14 protein-coding genes, 1 tRNA gene and 1 rRNA gene are annotated in these 15737 nt (G+C 60.1%); 1 reads left to right on the top strand and 15 read right to left on the bottom strand.

Annotated elements, in window-relative coordinates:
* Window positions 1-27 precede the first annotated feature (27 nt).
* From AAHA41_RS15110 to AAHA41_RS15085, 6 genes are all read right to left on the bottom strand, one after another.
* Window positions 28-357 carry a hypothetical protein gene (locus AAHA41_RS15110; protein WP_208737538.1) on the bottom strand — a complete coding sequence of 110 codons (330 nt, stop codon included), beginning with the start codon at window positions 355-357 and terminating at the stop codon, window positions 28-30.
* Complete coding sequence (locus tag AAHA41_RS15105; RefSeq protein WP_323070012.1) at window positions 350-808, bottom strand: DMT family transporter; 459 nt, start codon at window positions 806-808, stop codon at window positions 350-352. The genes AAHA41_RS15110 and AAHA41_RS15105 overlap by 8 nt, the downstream gene beginning before the upstream one ends.
* On the bottom strand, window positions 808-1248 hold the full coding sequence (locus AAHA41_RS15100; protein WP_101530354.1) for a DMT family transporter: 441 nt from the start codon (window positions 1246-1248) through the stop codon (window positions 808-810). Before AAHA41_RS15100 ends, AAHA41_RS15105 begins: the two co-directional genes overlap by 1 nt.
* The gene (locus AAHA41_RS15095; protein WP_042010294.1) at window positions 1245-1760 is read right to left on the bottom strand and encodes a VOC family protein; all 516 of its coding nucleotides are present in this window, start codon (window positions 1758-1760) and stop codon (window positions 1245-1247) included. The genes AAHA41_RS15100 and AAHA41_RS15095 overlap by 4 nt, the downstream gene beginning before the upstream one ends.
* Window positions 1760-2125: a carboxymuconolactone decarboxylase family protein gene (locus AAHA41_RS15090; protein ID WP_323070014.1), complete on the bottom strand. Its 366-nt coding sequence runs from the start codon at window positions 2123-2125 to the stop codon at window positions 1760-1762. The genes AAHA41_RS15095 and AAHA41_RS15090 overlap by 1 nt, the downstream gene beginning before the upstream one ends.
* A 196-nt stretch (window positions 2126-2321) precedes the next feature.
* Window positions 2322-3044: a head GIN domain-containing protein gene (locus tag AAHA41_RS15085; RefSeq protein WP_041209455.1), complete on the bottom strand. Its 723-nt coding sequence runs from the start codon at window positions 3042-3044 to the stop codon at window positions 2322-2324.
* A gap of 395 nt (window positions 3045-3439) precedes the next feature.
* Here AAHA41_RS15085 and ovoA point away from each other — a divergent pair, with 395 nt between their 5' ends.
* Window positions 3440-5590, top strand: coding sequence for a 5-histidylcysteine sulfoxide synthase (gene ovoA, locus AAHA41_RS15080; RefSeq protein WP_323070016.1), 2151 nt, complete (start codon window positions 3440-3442; stop codon window positions 5588-5590).
* A 79-nt stretch (window positions 5591-5669) separates the two neighbouring features.
* Here the strand turns inward: ovoA and AAHA41_RS15075 are convergent, their stop codons facing one another.
* The 9 genes from AAHA41_RS15075 to AAHA41_RS15035 all read right to left on the bottom strand — a co-directional run bounded on the left by AAHA41_RS15075 (window position 5670) and on the right by AAHA41_RS15035 (window position 15687).
* Window positions 5670-6620, bottom strand: a complete 951-nt coding sequence (locus AAHA41_RS15075; RefSeq protein WP_179902792.1) for a bile acid:sodium symporter family protein — start codon at window positions 6618-6620, stop codon at window positions 5670-5672.
* A 295-nt stretch (window positions 6621-6915) separates the two neighbouring features.
* Window positions 6916-8361 carry an amino acid permease gene (locus AAHA41_RS15070; protein ID WP_323070018.1) on the bottom strand — a complete coding sequence of 482 codons (1446 nt, stop codon included), beginning with the start codon at window positions 8359-8361 and terminating at the stop codon, window positions 6916-6918.
* A gap of 166 nt (window positions 8362-8527) precedes the next feature.
* The gene (locus tag AAHA41_RS15065) at window positions 8528-8866 is read right to left on the bottom strand and encodes a tRNA-binding protein (protein WP_026080427.1); all 339 of its coding nucleotides are present in this window, start codon (window positions 8864-8866) and stop codon (window positions 8528-8530) included.
* A gap of 76 nt (window positions 8867-8942) precedes the next feature.
* Entirely contained in the window at window positions 8943-10388 is a 1446-nt protein-coding gene (locus AAHA41_RS15060; protein WP_323070020.1) for an amino acid permease, read from the bottom strand.
* 102 nt (window positions 10389-10490) lie between these two features.
* Window positions 10491-10946: a beta-galactosidase subunit beta gene (locus AAHA41_RS15055; RefSeq protein ID WP_323070022.1), complete on the bottom strand. Its 456-nt coding sequence runs from the start codon at window positions 10944-10946 to the stop codon at window positions 10491-10493.
* Entirely contained in the window at window positions 10943-14017 is a 3075-nt protein-coding gene (ebgA, locus tag AAHA41_RS15050; protein WP_323070024.1) for a beta-galactosidase subunit alpha, read from the bottom strand. Before ebgA ends, AAHA41_RS15055 begins: the two co-directional genes overlap by 4 nt.
* Before the next feature lie 321 nt (window positions 14018-14338).
* Window positions 14339-15304: a transcriptional regulator EbgR gene (gene ebgR, locus AAHA41_RS15045; protein WP_323070026.1), complete on the bottom strand. Its 966-nt coding sequence runs from the start codon at window positions 15302-15304 to the stop codon at window positions 14339-14341.
* Between the two features lie 165 nt (window positions 15305-15469).
* A 5S ribosomal RNA gene (rrf, locus tag AAHA41_RS15040) occupies window positions 15470-15584 on the bottom strand.
* A 27-nt stretch (window positions 15585-15611) separates the two neighbouring features.
* Window positions 15612-15687 (bottom strand) — tRNA-Thr (locus AAHA41_RS15035).
* Between the last annotated feature and the right edge of the window lie 50 nt (window positions 15688-15737).

Here is a 15737-nt window from a genome sequence, read left to right as displayed (position 1 = left end):
GTATCCCCTTCACCACTGGCGAGCCAGCTACAGCGTGGTGATGTCCCGGGTGCAGATAAAGTGGGCATCCGTGGCAAAGGTTTCGAATTGACGGATCACCTGCTGCATCTGCGCACTCTGGATCTCCTGCAGAAATTGCGTCTCCGACTCGATGTGGATCACTTCGAAGTAGTCCCACGGCGACACACTCTGCTGCCCCAGCATCTTCAGCCCCTTGAACACCTCGAACGAGGTGACGCTGTTGAGCCGGTTCACGGTGGGCAGATCGACCTCCCGTGCCCACGCCAGATAATCCGCCTCGTTCGCCCCCGGTTTGAGATTGAAAAAGACCATCAGGGTTGTTGCCTGTTCACTCATTCACTTGTTCCTGTTGTCGGTTCGCCAGATAGATGCAGAGCAGCGCCGCAGCGACGGCCATCATAGCGACAAGGCGCCAGTAGTTGAGGGGGATGGGGGCATTGCCCAGCCAACCCATGGTATCGATCACCAGACTCATCACCATCTGGCCCAGAATGGTGGCCACAGTGGCGATGGCGACCCCTACCCGTGGAATGGCCGCGACCATCACCACCATGTAGACAATGCCGAACAGGGCACCGGCCAGCTGCCACTTCGGCACGCTGAGCAGGGTCGCCTGATAGGGCGGCTCAAAGAAGAAGATCAGCAGGGCGGTCACCACAGTGCCCATGGTGAAGGTGAGCAGCGAACTCTGCACCACTCCAACCCGTGATCCCAACTGACCATTGATCGCCGCCTGGGCGCTGAGCGCCATGCCGGAGACGATGGCCAACACGATAATCAGCACCATCAGTTTGCTCCCAGATAGGTAAACAGCAGCGCCAGCGCGATGCAGCCAAGTGCCACCAGCCGCAGAGGACGGGTTGCCCGTTTCGGCATGCCAAACCAGCCGAAGTAGTCGATGGCAAAGCTCTTGGTCACCTGCCCCAGCAGGACGCAGATCATCGTCATCGCCACCCCCAGCATGGGGGTCGAGAGAGTGAGTGCCACCACATAGACGGGGCCGAGCAAGCCACCGATCAGCTGCCATTTCGGCACCCCATGCCACCCTGTGGATGGCCCCCGCACCGTGAAGAAACGGATCAGCCAGAGCAGTGCAGCCCCCACACCGAAGATGCTCAGGGTGGCCCACAGATGACCCACCTGTTCACCAAGCGGGCCCAGCAGGCCCGCTTCGAAGGAGAGGCCCATGCCGGCCATCACGATTAGCAAGACAGAGAGCGCGTTCATCGTGGATCAAACAAGGCGACGGGTGATTGACGGCTATAGGCCTTACCCTGCGGATAGGAGACCAGCTCCAGCTGCATGCCCCATGGCGCAAGAAAATAGACCCAGGACTCCCCTGCGGTCGGCCCCTCCGTCATGCAGGTCGGCTCGCCCAGCACGGCGATCCCCTGCTCTTTCAGGTAAGCCACCGCCGCAGCCATGTCATCCACATAGAAGGCGAGATGGTGGCCACCGATATCGGCGTTGTTGGGAGCCTTGAGGTTGCGCTCGATATTGCTGGCGTACTCGAAGATCTCCAGATTGATCCCTTTGGCATTCATCACCGCAATGCGGGTGATCTCGGCGCGGGCATTCACGTTGAGGTGCTCCGCCATCCAGTTGTCACTCGCCACAAAGGGCCCGAACTCATAGGCGAGCTCGAAATCGAAGTGGTCGCGAAAAAAGGCGATCGCCTCTGCCAGATTGGGCACGGTAAAGCCGATATGATCGGGCTTTTTCAGTCCTGGAATGGCCATCAGATATCCCCCCGCTCGTGGCGCAATTTGTTGAGCGCCCCCATGGTGGTCGCCCCCTTGTTGAAGCCGGTATAGATGGATGCAAAGACGATCAGCTCTTCAAGCTCCTGCCAGGTCGCCCCCTGCTTGAGTGCCATATCGACATGGGCTGCGAAGGGGTTGCCTTCACCGCTGACGTTGAGGGCCATCTGGTCGATAGCGATGGTGATGAACGCCTTGCTCTTCTGGTCGAGCAGCGGCATGCCCCAGGCTTCACCCGCCACGCGAACCGTCATGTCGCCCCAGGTCGGGTGAATGGATTTGAGCCCGCTGACCAGAGCCTGATCATCGAGCACGGCATTTGCAAAAGGTAATGATGTTGTCATCAGTGACGCCTCAGTAGTTGATAGGTTCGCCGTAGCGGATGAGGCGCATTATAGGGAGCGGGATATATTGAAAAACCGGCGGGCTGGAACATCACTTATGCAGGATCTGCACAAATGGCACGGGGAGTCGCGCCATGTTGGAAAAAGCAAAACAGGCCCGTTGCGGGCCTGTTTCAGTTATGGTGATCGGTTGGCTTCAGCTGCCCGCGCGGGTCACCCCGCCGGAGCCCACGATCTGCTGCTCCACCTCGGGGTCACCCCAATAGGTGATGTTGCCAGTGCCTGCGATGCCGATCTTGAGCGTTTTCTGGGCCCGCACCTCCACATCACCGCTGCCGGCGATATTGACCTCGACCTCGTTGCCACGCATTTCGCTGCCCAGCACATCGCCAGCACCGGCAATGTTCAGCTCGATGCTAGTGGCAGAGCCGCTCCCCAGATCCAGGCTACCTGCACCAGCGATATTGCCTTTCAATCGCTGTACCTCCAGCTGGCTGGCGACGATACCACCGGTTCCCGCCACTGACAGCTCCAGCGCCTCACCCTTGAAGCCACTCAGATCGCCGTTGCCGGTACCTGCCAGCGCCATTTCACTGAGCTCTGGCAGGGTGATGGTGATCTCCAGCGGTTCGGTAGGCCGCAGTCGGTAACCATCCTTCACCTCGATCTCCAGCTTGCTGCCGCGCTCGGTCAGCTCCAGATAGGGCAAGAGATTTGCCTGCCCCTTGATCAGGATGCCGCGCTGCTCCCCCGCCACCAAATGGAGGGTAGCTGGAGTTCCCGCCAGCACCCGGGTCACCCGCTCGCCCAGTGCCTGCTGGCGCTCGACCGGGACACCTTCCCCCTTGATCTCGGTGTCGGCAAAGACGTTGCAACCTCCCATCACCAACGCCACCAAGACGCCAATCATCCACCGCATAACTGTTCTCCTTTTTATTTATTGATAAGCCACCTGACAGGCCCTGTTCGAAACCACAAAAATAGAGGCCGTATGAAACCACAGATAGCAATGGCCATGCCAGAAGCTAACTATATGATTTTCAATAAAAATGAAATCAACAGTAAGAAGTGGTACGCATTAAAAAGAGCCATTTAGACCACCATTTGGCGAATCTGACCATCCCCTAACAGGCAGGTGGAGAGCTGGCTGACAAGCCGTTCGCGAGGTCGCTACGCTGACAAGCCGTGGAAGTTTTGGATTGCCCTGCCGGTCTGTTGAGCCAATAGTGGTACTTCGTGCGTACCAAGCTCTCTATTGCGGTAATGTCATTACCACTGTCTTGTCAGTCTTCACTGCCAACAAGGAGTCAGAGCGTGACCCAAGCAAGCCCTCTCTATTCCACTGCCACCGGTCTGCCGGAGCCGACTCGCACCCCGCTGCTGACCGGCAGCGATCCCGAGCAGAAGCGGCGCGAGCTGCTCGCCTACTTCTGCCAGACCTTCGATCTCTACGACTCGCTGTTCGACTGTCTGGCCGATGAGCGCGCCTGGTTCAACAAGGCGATCCCGCTGCGCCACCCGCTCATCTTCTACTACGGCCACACGGCCGCCTTCTTTATCAACAAGCTGCTGGCGGCGCGCCTGATCGACCAGCGGCTGGATGCCCGCATCGAGGCTATGGTCGCCATCGGGGTGGACGAAATGAGCTGGGATGATCTGGACGAGACCCACTACGACTGGCCCAAAGTTAGCGAGCTGCGCAGCTATCGGGCCAAAGTCCGTTCGCTGGTGTGCGATTTTATTCGCCAGATGCCGCTCACTCTGCCCATCGACTGGCAGAGCCCGGCCTGGGTGATCCTGATGGGGATAGAGCACGAGCGCATCCACCTCGAGACCTCCAGCGTGCTGATCCGCCAGTTGCCACTCGCCTGGGTGCGGCCACAGCCTTATTGGCCCGCCTGTACCGAAGCCCGCCACCGAATTGATCAGGTGCCCGCCAACAGCCTGCTGCCGGTGGCCGGCGGCAAGGTGCGCCTTGGTAAGCAGGACGCCACCTACGGCTGGGACAACGAATATGGCGAGCGCCAGATCGAGCTGGCCCCGTTTCAGGCCAGCCGCATGCTGGTGAGCAATGCCGAGTACCTCGCCTTCGTTCAGGCGGGCAGCTATGGCCAGCAACAGTGGTGGGATGAGGAGGGATGGGGTTGGTGTCAGTACGCCAAGGCGCAGATGCCCACCTTCTGGGTGGGTGACCCCGCCGAGCCCGAACAAGTGCAACTGCGGCTGATGACCGGGCAGATCGCCATGCCCTGGGACTGGCCGGTCGAGGTGAATCAGCTGGAGGCGGCTGCCTTCTGCCGCTGGAAGGCGGCCCTGACCGGACTCCCCATCCAGCTGCCGAGCGAGGCGGAATGGATGCTGCTACGTGAGCAGCTACCCGGCGATCAGCCGGACTGGACGGAGGCCCCCGGCAATATCAATCTGGCCCATTTCGCCTCCTCCTGCCCGGTGGATGCCTGCCCGCAAGGGGAGTTCTTCGATCTGGTGGGCAATGTCTGGCAGTGGACCAGCACCGCCATCGACGGCTTCGACGGCTTTAAAATCCACCCGCTCTACGACGACTTCTCCACCCCCACCTTTGATGGCAAGCACACCCTGATCAAGGGCGGCAGCTGGATCAGCACGGGTAACGAAGCGCTCAAATCATCCCGTTACGCCTTCCGGCGTCACTTCTTCCAGCATGCGGGTTTCCGCTATCTGGTCTCCCGTTATCAGGAACCCGTTATCGTGAATCCCTATGAAACCGACACGCTGGTCGCTCAGTACCTCGACTTCCAGTACGGCCCGAGCCACTTCGGGGTAGCCAACTACGCCAAGACGCTTGCTGATCTTGCTGGCGAGCTGTGCAGCAACCACCAGCGGGCGCTGGATATCGGCTGCGCTACCGGCCGCGCCAGCTTCGAGCTGGCCCGCTACTTCCAGCATGTGGACGGGGTGGACTACTCGGCCCGCTTCATCGATGTGGCGCTGGCCCTCGCCAGCCAGGACAGCTTCCGCTACGCCATTCCGCTGGAGGGGGAACTGGTGGAGTATTGCGAGGCACGCCTGTCGAGCCACGGGCTGGGGGCGAGTCAGGCTGAGCGCATCCACTTCAGTCAGGGGGATGCCTGCAACCTCAAGCCCAAATATGACCACTACGATCTGGTGCTCGCCTCCAACCTCATCGATCGGCTGCGGGAGCCCGCCCGCTTCCTGCGGGATATCGCCCCCCGGCTGCGCAGCGGGGGCCTGCTGGTACTCACCAGCCCCTATACCTGGCTGGCGGAATATACCCCGCCCGCCAACTGGCTCGGCGGCATTCGCGAAAACGGCGAGGCGCTCACCACCTATCAGGCGCTGCAACGGCTGCTGGCGGCGGAGTTCGAGGAGCACTGCCCGCCGCGGGATGTGCCCTTCGTCATCCGCGAGACCGCCCGCAAGTACCAGCACACGGTGGCGCAGCTCACCGTCTGGCGCAAACGCTAATCCGCCGATCTGCATGCAGATGAAAAGAGGGAGGCCAACGGGCCTCCCTCTTGTTATGGCAGTCAAAACGGCGCGAGTATCACTCTCCCTGCTCGTGATAGCGGCGCGCCAGCACGGCGCAGACCATCAGCTGGATCTGGTGGAAGATCATCAGCGGCAGCACCATCACCCCGACGCTGGCGGCGGGGAACATGACGTTGGCCATCGGCACCCCGTTGGCGAGACTCTTCTTGGAGCCGCAGAAGACGATGGTTATCTCGTCCGCCTTGTCGAAGCCGAGGCGGCGGCTGATCCAGACGTTCCAGCAGAGCACCAGCGCCAGCAAGACACAGCTCAGCAGCACGATACTGGCCAGATCGTACCAACCTACTTGGTGCCAAATCCCCTGCACCACCGCCTCGCTGAAGGCGACGTAGACCACCAGCAGGATGGAGCTCTGATCCAACTTGCCGATGAGCGGACGGTGGCTGTCGACCCAGCGACCAATGAGCGGGCGCGACAGGTGGCCGACCACAAACGGCAGCATCAGCTGCATCATGATGGACTGAATGGAGTGCCAGGTGTCGATCCCCTCCCCCTGCACGTGGATCATCATCCCCACCAGCACCGGCGAGAGGAAGATACCGAGGATGCTGGAGGCCGAGGCGCTGCACACCGCCGCCGACACATTGCCCCCCGCCATCGAGGTAAAGGCGATGGCCGACTGCACGGTGGCTGGCAAAGCGCAGAGATAGAGGAAGCCGAGGTAGATAGCCGGACTCAGCCAGCTCGGTACCAGCGGGGTGAGCAGCAGCCCGAGCAGCGGAAACAGCACGAAGGTGCTGAGCATCACAACCAGATGAAGCCGCCAGTGACCGAGGCCCGCCAGCAGGTTCTGGCGCGACAGCTTGGCGCCATGCATGAAGAACAAGAGCGCCACCGCCAGCTTGGTCAACAGACCGAACCAGACGGCTGCCTGCCCCTCGCAGGGAAAGAGGGAGGCCAGGGTGACCACCGCAATCAGCACAACAGTAAAGGGATCCAGACGCACGAAAGGTCTCCATCAGAAGGGCATCCTGCAGCCATGGCGACAGTCAGGATTGGGGAGGACAAGAAACAGAGCGGGAGATGTCTGGCACCTCCCGCTAAAACGAACCTCCAGCTTACCCCGATAACGGAGAGGCGCAAAGTTGAGCGGCGAATAATTGTTCATCAATGCTTAACGCCGTCGCCATATCGAGCAGCAAAAGTTGACGATGAAACGGCCCTGACAGCTCCCCAACGGCGAAAAATGGATAAAAAAACGGGCGACCAAGGCCGCCCGTTCCGTTTTTTCACTCAGCCGATCAGCGCTGGCTGGCCAGCGTGCCGTTGCCGCTTTTCTTCTCATTGCCGCCGAGCATGCGGGCCTGCCGCTTCTCGAAGCGGGAGATCCACCAGTAGGCCAGCGCCGAGAAGACCGCGGTCATAAAGACGTTGATGAAGAAGGCGCGCACCAGATCCACCCCGGCCGGGAATGCGGAGGCGCTCATGCTCACCACGAAGATGGCAATCAGCACCGACACCACGCCCATCCCGAACTTGCGCGACCCCATGCGGAAGTCACGGGGGGTGTCGTCATGTTTCCAGCGAAACACGAAGTAGGCCACCATGATGAAGATCGGCGGCAGCATGGCGGTACCGGCGGTGAGGTTGATGGCGGTGTTCATCATCTGCTGTACCGACTCGGAGCCGAAGCCGTTGACCACCAGCATCGCGAACACGAAGACAAACTGCCACCAGGCGGCGCGCACAGGCACGCCGTGCTCGTTGAGCTGGGTGGTCTTCTCGCCGTAAACCCCCTGCGGGATCTCGGAGAAGTGGATCTTCACCGGCGCCGAAGTCCACATCATCATGGAGCCGAACATGGCGATGAACAGCACCACGCCGACGAAGCGGCCCACCAGCGCCTCGGAGAGTCCGAAATACTGGGCCATGCCGGTGAAGATCTCCACCATGCCGCCGGCATAGGTGAGGCTCTCGCGCGGCACGAACACGTTCACCAGCAGGGAACCGACCGCATACATGGCACCGATGACGATGCCGGCACTGATGATCACCTTGATGAAGGACTTCTGACCGCCCTTCACGTCATTGAGGTAGGCCGCTGCGGTCTCGGCACCGCCCGCAGCCTGGAAGATCCAGCACATGATGCCAAGCGTCGCCCAGTTGACGGTGGGAGTCATCGCCTCCAGCGTGATGGGCTGGGCCGGCACATGATCGCCACTCAGAGCCATCAGGGCACCCAGCACATAGATGGCGAACAGGGCAAACACTCCGTAGGCCACGATCTCCGCAATCTTGCCGAGCCAGCTCGCCCCCTTGGTGGAGATGTGGGTCGCAGCCGCAAACAGCACGATGGAGATGATCGAGGTGACCATGGGCGAGAAGCTGTACTCATAGCCCAGCATGGCGTAGGAGGCGTAGGCGATGACGTTGGGCAGCAGGGAGACGAACCAGAACAGGTTCACGAACCAGTAGAGAAACGAGCCCAGATAGGCCATCCGGGTGCCGAGCGGTTTTTTCAGCCAGTCGTACATCCCCGACTCGGAGTTTTTGTTGGCCGAGACGAACTCGGCGATGATGAAGACGAACGGGATGAAGTAGACGATGGTCGCCAGCAGGAAGATGGGGGCGGAGCTGAGCCCCAGCTCGATGTTGTTGTTGACGATGTTGCGGACGTTGAACACGGCGGCAAAGGTCATCGACAACAGGGCAAACTTGCCTATGGTGCCGCGTACGGATTCAGACATGGTGTCCTCCAGTGGACTCGCGTTCCCTGCGGGTAACGCTGTGACTCTGTGATGTGTTCGGCCAGGGTCTGTCGGCCCCGCCCTTTACTCTCTTGTTATGATCGGGCCGCGTGGACGGCCTCGTTGGTGAACCGGTGCCGTCTCCCGCACCGGCTCGCAATACCAGTCAGACGATCGGGGTGCCCGGCGCCATCGGCACCCGCGGTTGCAACAGTACGCTCTGGCTCTCGTCCGGGGTCTCGGCACAGAGCAACATGCACTCGGAGCGCTCACCGCGCATCCTGGTGGGCTTGAGGTTGGTCAGTACTACCACCTCGCTACCCATCAGCTCCTCTTCGCTGTAATAGGGCACCAGACTGGTGACGGTCTGCAGCGGCCGCTCGCCACCCACGTCGATCTGGACGATGTAGAGTTTGTCTGCCCCGGGGTGGCGCACCACCTCCAGTACCTTGCCCACCTTCATCTCGACCCGCTTGAATTCGGCAAACTCGATCGTCTCGCTCATTCTCTTTTCCTTTTCTGGTTCAAAGGTTTGCGGGTGGCCAACGGCCACCCGGTTTGATTGGGATTCAATGCAGTGCCTATGGCGTCTGCATGGCAACCTGCGCCGTCGGCTGGGCCTCTTTGGCACGCGCTTCGGCGCTGAGGGAGGCCTCGTATCTGTTGTATTTCCACCAGGCGAAGCCGAGGAAAATCACGATCCCGCCGACGTTGTAGAAGATGATGGTCATGATGTCCGCGCCGGTCGGAAAGGTGGAGGCGAGGAAGCCCACCGAGAAGATGGCGATCAGCACCGAGACCACGGCGATGCCGGTGGTGCGCGAACCCATCTTGAAATCCCGCGGCAGGTGGTCGAGCTTCAGACGCAGATTGAGGTAGGCCAGCATGATGAACAGCGGTGGCAGCATGGAGGCCGCAGCGGTCATGTTGATGACGGTGTTCATCAGATCCTGCGCGGTGTTGGAACCCAGGGTCGGGATCACCATCAGCGGCAGCACGATGAGGTACTGGATCCAGGCTGCACGGGCGGGCACGCCGTTCTCGTTCAGCTCGACCGTCTTCTTGCCGAAGATGCCGGCCGGGATCTCGGAGAAGAAGATCTTCACCGGGGTCGCGGTCCACATCAGCAGGGAACCGAACATGGCGGTGAAGGAGACCAGACCCACGAAGCGGTTCATCAGGATCTCCGGCAAACCGAAGTAGGCCGCCAGCCCTTCAAACACCTGCACCGAGCCGCCGGTATATTTCAGGGTGTCGCTGTGGACGAAGACGTTGATCAACAGCGATGCGATGGAGTAGAGCACGCCGATAAAGATCCCGGCGACGATGATCACCTTCACGAAGGACTTGGAGCCGCCCTTCACGTCATTGACGTAGACCGCCACCGACTCGGCGCCACCGGCTGCCATAAAGATCCAGGTAGTGATGCCGAGGAAGGCCCAGCTGAAATCGGGGACCATGGCCTCTACCGTGATGGGGTCAGCCGGTTGCACGCCGCCCACCAGTGCCGCACCTGCCAGCAGGATGTAGGAGAGGGTCAGCAGCAGCATCAGGGACGAGGTCACCGAGGTGATGGGGCCGAGCATCTTGGCGCCGTTGGTGGAGACGTAGGTGGCAAAGGCGAACAGCACCATGCTCAACGCCGTGGTCGCCACCGGGGTGAGAATGTACTCGTAGCCGAGGAAGGCATAGGAGGCGTAGGCGATAACCCGCGGCAGCAGCGAGGTGAAGAAGAAGAGGTTCACGAACCAGTAGGTGTAGGCGGAGATAAAGGCCCAGCGACCGCCGAGGGAGCTCTTCACCCAGGCGTAAACCCCCGCTTCGGAGTTTTTGTTCAGTGACACAAATTCCGCAATGATCAGGCAAAACGGAATGAAGTAGAAAATGGTGGCCAGAAAGAACATCGGGGCCGAGGCCAGACCGATTTCGATGTTGTTGTTGATGACGTTGTTGAAGCTGAATACCGCCGCGAAGGTGAGCGACAGCAGACCAAACTTGCCTATCGTATTGCGTTTGGAATCAGACATGGTGCATCTCCAGACCTGTAGTTATCTAGCGAAAGAACGGGGCATGATTTGTAGGGTGAGCCCCGCCCTTCCGGCTTTTGTCAGTGCAGAACCGGCGGCTTGTTATTTGTTCTTGAAGTAGCCGCCTTCGACGGTGACCTTGATGATCACCTTGCGCACCGGCGCATCACCGACGAAACGGTAAGCCTCGTCGTTCTCGAAGATCACCACCTGACCGTTGCCGACTTTCTGGCGCTCACGCACCTCGCCAGCCAGCCACTCGCGGTCGGTGGTGTCGTCATAGGCCTGCTCGACCACCAGCTCGCTCTTGGCAGCCAACTCCACCGTCTCTTCCCCTTCCAGGTAGTAGTGAACGTCGAAGTAGCGGCGCTGCCCCTCGAACAGGGAGGTGGCCGGGCTGGCCCCCTCCTGCAAGCGGTAGGTGAGGGAGTCTCCGATGGAGTGGCAGATGCCGGGCTTGAGGTTCGGCAGGTTGTTGATGGCCTCCACGCAGCGGCCCCACTTCTTGCCCTCCCGGTAGATGTTTTTGAACAGGGTCAGGTTGTCCAGGGTGATCATGCGAGGTTCCTCCCGCCGTTGATGGTGAGATCGAGCCCGGCCAGCGCAGCCGGATTGAGGTTGCCACGGGCGATGGGCAGCAGGGTCAGGCCGAAGCTGAATGGCTCGAAGCGCACCCGCCAGGAGTCCAGCACCTCGGAGCCCCAGGAGTTGGAGCCTAGCCCCAGAACCTTGTGATCCAGATTGAGGGTGAGATAACCGCTCGGTTCCAGCTCGTTGATGTGCTGCGCCGCGTGGATATGCTCCCAGCTGTAGGGCCAGACGCTCAGGTTGATGGGGGCATCGGGTCGCACGTAGAGACCGGCGCCGTGGCGGTTGGTCAGGGTCGCCCAGCGCACCTGCTGGCGGTTGCCGTTGTCCTGCGGGAAGGGGTAGTGCTCCCACATCTCGCTGACTGTGCTCTGGAAGCTGTCGATCCAGTTGCTCTGGCGGCTGTCCTGATAGTTTTCGCCCGGCCCCATGCCATAGTAGTGCACCCGGTCGAGATCCTGACGAATGCCCAGCTCGAAGCCGATCTTGGGGATGATGTCGTCGTAGCCGCCGTAAGGCTGACCAGAGAGCGCCACGTGCAGCTGACCGTTCGGGCTCAGGGTGTAGACGTAGCGGCAGCGCATGCCGAAGTCGAACACCGGCGGCGCGATCAGGCTCTCGACCGTCACCTCGACCGCCTCGCCCAGCTGACGCCAGCTCAGGGTGCGGAAGTGCTCCTGCATGATCTGCAGGTGGTTCGGGTGCCACAGGCTCTCGTACTCCTGCTTGTGGTTGTCGATCATCGGCTTGAAGAAGGTGAGGCGCGGCGCCCGCTCGATGAGCTCGATACCATCCTGCTGCCAGCTCACCAGCTTGCCGTCGAGACGCGAGAAGCGCAGGGCGAAACCAGTGCCGCTCAAGGTCAGCGCGAGGCGCTCATCGGCAATCTGCAGCGCGGTGGCGTTGGGGTTGACGAAGGGTTGCAGCTGGCCAGTCGCCTCTTTCAGCTGGAACTGGTACTGGCCCAGCTCGTGCTCCGCCACGCTGTAGCGGGTAGCGGTGGCCTTGATAACCCGCAACTGGACGAAGGTTTCCCGCCCATCGAGGGATGGCAGTTCGAGCTGCAACTCTGTGGTGGCACCGGGGGCAACCCCTTCCAACCGGATTTGCTGGCTGGCCAGCAGCTCGCCCTCGGCCTTCACCTCGACCAGCAGGCGGATATCGTCGAGAGTGGAGAACCAGTAGCGGTTTTCCAGCTCAAGCCGGCCGCTCGCCAGATCCAGCGCCCGCACCTTGACCGGGCAGATCACCTGCTTGTATTCACGCAGGCCCGGCCCAGGGGTCTGATCCGGATAGATGAGGCCATCCATGCAGAAGTTGTAGTTGTTGGGGTAGTCGCCGTAATCGCCGCCGTACTTGTAGACGGGGCGGCCCTGCTCGTCCTGATCCAGAATGCCGTGATCGCACCACTCCCAGATGTAGTGACCCTGAATGTGGGGATGGCGGTCAAACACCTGCTGGTATTCGCTCAGGCCACCCGGGCCGTTGCCCATGGCGTGGGCGTATTCGCAGAGGATACGCGGCTTCTCCATCGGGAACTCGCCGAAGCAGTTCATCTGGGAGACGCGCGAATACATGGTGCTCACCACATCCACCACCTCGGCATCGCGATCCTCTTCGTAATGTACCAGCCGAGTCGGGTCGATCGCCTTGCAGCGCTGGTACATGGCTCTGATGTTGCAGCCGTAGCCGGACTCGTTGCCGAGCGACCAGATGATGATGGAGGGGTGGTTCTTCTGGGCGTGCACGTGGCGCTCGATGCGATCCACGAACACCGGCTCCCAGAAGGAGTCGTCGGTGATGCGGCTGAGATCGCCGACGTTGGCAAAGCCGTGGGTCTCCACGTCGGTCTCCGCCATCACGAACAGGCCGTACTGATCGCACAGCTCGTAGAAGCGCGGGTCGTTCGGGTAGTGGGCGGTGCGCACCGAGTTGAGGTTGTGCTGCTTCATCAGCACGATATCGCGTTCAACACGGTCCATACCGACTGCGCGACTCTTGAGGTGGTCGTTGTCGTGGCGGTTCACCCCGTGCAGCTTGAGGTAGTGACCGTTGACGTAGAAGAGGCCATCTTTGACCTTGATTTCACGCACCCCGACCCGCTGCGGGATCACCTCCAGCAGCTCACCCTGACCGTTGTAGAGGGAGAGTTGCAGCTGATAGAGGTAAGGGTCTTCGGCACTCCACAGATGGGGGTTGGCCAGATCCAGCGTGAAGCGGCAATCACACTTGCCGTCGATGGCGAGATGGTCGAGCGAACCGCTGGCGATCTCGCGGCCCTGATCCAGCAGCGACCAGACCAGACGGTGATCACGGGCTGCCGCCCCCAGATTCTCCAGCTGAATGTCGCAGCTCAGGGTAGCGCTTTGATTGTCATCAGCCAGCGCAGTGCGGATGAAGAAGTCCTGCACATGGGCGGCCGGTTTGCCCACCAGATAGACGTCGCGGAAGATCCCCGCCATCCACCACATATCCTGATCTTCGATATAGGTGGAGTCAGCCCACTGCATCACCCGCACTGACAGCAGGTTCTCGCCAATGTTGGCGTAGGCACTGATATCGAACTCGGCGGTGAGACGGCTGCCCTTGCTGAAACCGACGTAGTAGCCGTTCACATAGACCTCGAAGTAGGTCTCCACCCCGTCAAACTTGATGATTACCTGCTCGCCGTCCCAGGCCGGGCTCAGCGTGAAGCTGCGCTGATAGGCACCGGTGGGGTTGTTGGTCGGCACGAAGGGCACGTCGATGGGGAAGGGAAAACCTTCGTCGGTGTACTGCAGCTGACCATGTCCTTCCATCTGCCACATGTTGGGCACGGTGATCTGGCCCCACTCGCTCATGGGGCTGTGATAGAAGGCCTCCGGCACCTGCAGGGGGTGGTCGAAGTAGTGAAACTGCCACTGGCCGCCAAGGCTCAGAAAACGGCGGCTCAGCTCGCGCTGCATGGTGGCCGCCAGCGCGTGGTCGGCATAAGAGAAGAAGTAGGCGCGCGGGGCCAGCCTGTTTTCACCAACGAATTGGACGTTTTCCCAGTTATTCACATGTCCTCCCGGAACAAGGCAACGTTAACTGAGTAAACCTTAGATAAACATTTACTAAATATCAGCTTTGGATTGGTAAAGTTTTAACCTGATCACAATGAACAGATGGTTTTGTGAGCGAGATCAGAAGCGGGAGATAAAGGAGGGCAAGATATGGAGGAGTGGCATGGATGTTGATAACAGTTGGCTGACTAGCAATAAAATCAACTATAAAACAATATGATATGAAGTTGTTGGATGATATGGGAAAGAGGTTTGCTTGGGAGATGTGTCGCACCACCGCAAGATGGTGCGACTAAAAAGCAGAATATTTTACTAAAATCAGCGAGTGGTGCCGCGCAGGGTCAACTTGCTCGGTACCAACACCCGGAGTGGAATATCCCGCTCGTCTCGCAGCCGCTCAACCAGCAGATTGACCCCCTGGGTGCCCATCAACTCGGAGTGGATCCGCACCGTTGAGAGCGGCGGGAAGGTGAACTTGGCGGTCGGGATATCGTTGACGCTGATAAGCTCGATCTGCTGGGGAATCGCCAGTCCCTTCTCGTGAATGGCACGCAGCACACCAATGGCGATGGAGTCGGAGGCGACGAACAGCGCCTTGGGCCAGTCGCCGGTCAGCATATCCTTCGCCAACTGGTAGCCGGAAGCGCTGGAGAAGTCCCCACGATAGAGATCGCTCTCCTGCACCACCCCCAGCCGCTGGCCATAATCGAGGAAGGCCAGTTCACGCAGGTCCGGGGTCTCATCCTGGCCACCGATATAACCGATGCGCTGGTGCCCCTGCGCGATGAAGTAATCGACGACCTGCTGGCTGATCAGGGCGAGATCCACATCGACCGAGTCGAACTCTCCCTGTGAACGGCAGTCGACAAACACCAGCTGGCTGGAACAAGCCCTGAGCTGGGCCAGACGCTCGGCTGTGAGGGTACCGACCACCAGAATGCCATCCACGGCGCTCAGTTCGCGCCCTTCACCGCAGTTGTAGAGATGGGTCAGTTCGATATTGAGGCGGGCACTCTGGGTCTCGATGCCATAACGGATAGCGAGATAGTAAGGGTCGTTGACCTCGGTACTCTGGGGATAGGCATAGACCACCAGAAAGTGCAGCTTGCTCTTGTGTACCCCCTTGCGGGCGCTGCTGGTCTTGTACTCCAGCCGTTCGGCAATCTCGAAGATCCGCTGCTTGGTCTCTTCCTTGACGCTCAGGCTGGGATCCTCGTTCAGTACCCGGGATACCGTGGCGAGAGAAACCCCCGCTTCCTGTGCAATTTCCTTCAACGTAGCCATCAATACCTCGCTGGCAGCATCACGTGTTAATCGGTAACGGCTAAAGAGTAACGGGCAATCCCTTGATAGCCCAGCACTTTTACTAAAATGCCGGCGGCGGTACAGATTTTTGGAACGCAGAAATGCAAAAAGGCCTCCCGAATGGGAGGCCTCTTCTAAATAGGTGCCTGACAGTGTCCTACTCTCGCATGGCGAATGCCACACTACCATCGGCGCTACCGCGTTTCACTTCTGAGTTCGGCATGGGATCAGGTGGTTCCACGGCGCTATTGCCGTCAGGCAAAAGCTTTTAAAACTAACTTAAAGATGGTGCTGATACCCAGAATCGAACTGGGGACCTCATCCTTACCAAGGATGCGCTCTACCGACTGAGCCATATCAGCACACTAACCGGTAAAGACCACGCTATCCGCGTAATCTAAAATTGGGTGCC

It is taken from the genome of Aeromonas sp. SER (assembly GCF_038739615.1).
GTDB classification, from domain to species: Bacteria; Pseudomonadota; Gammaproteobacteria; order Enterobacterales; family Aeromonadaceae; genus Aeromonas; species Aeromonas jandaei.
Note: the sequence above shows the minus strand (reverse complement) of the source record. Positions and strands in the feature narration are given on the sequence as shown.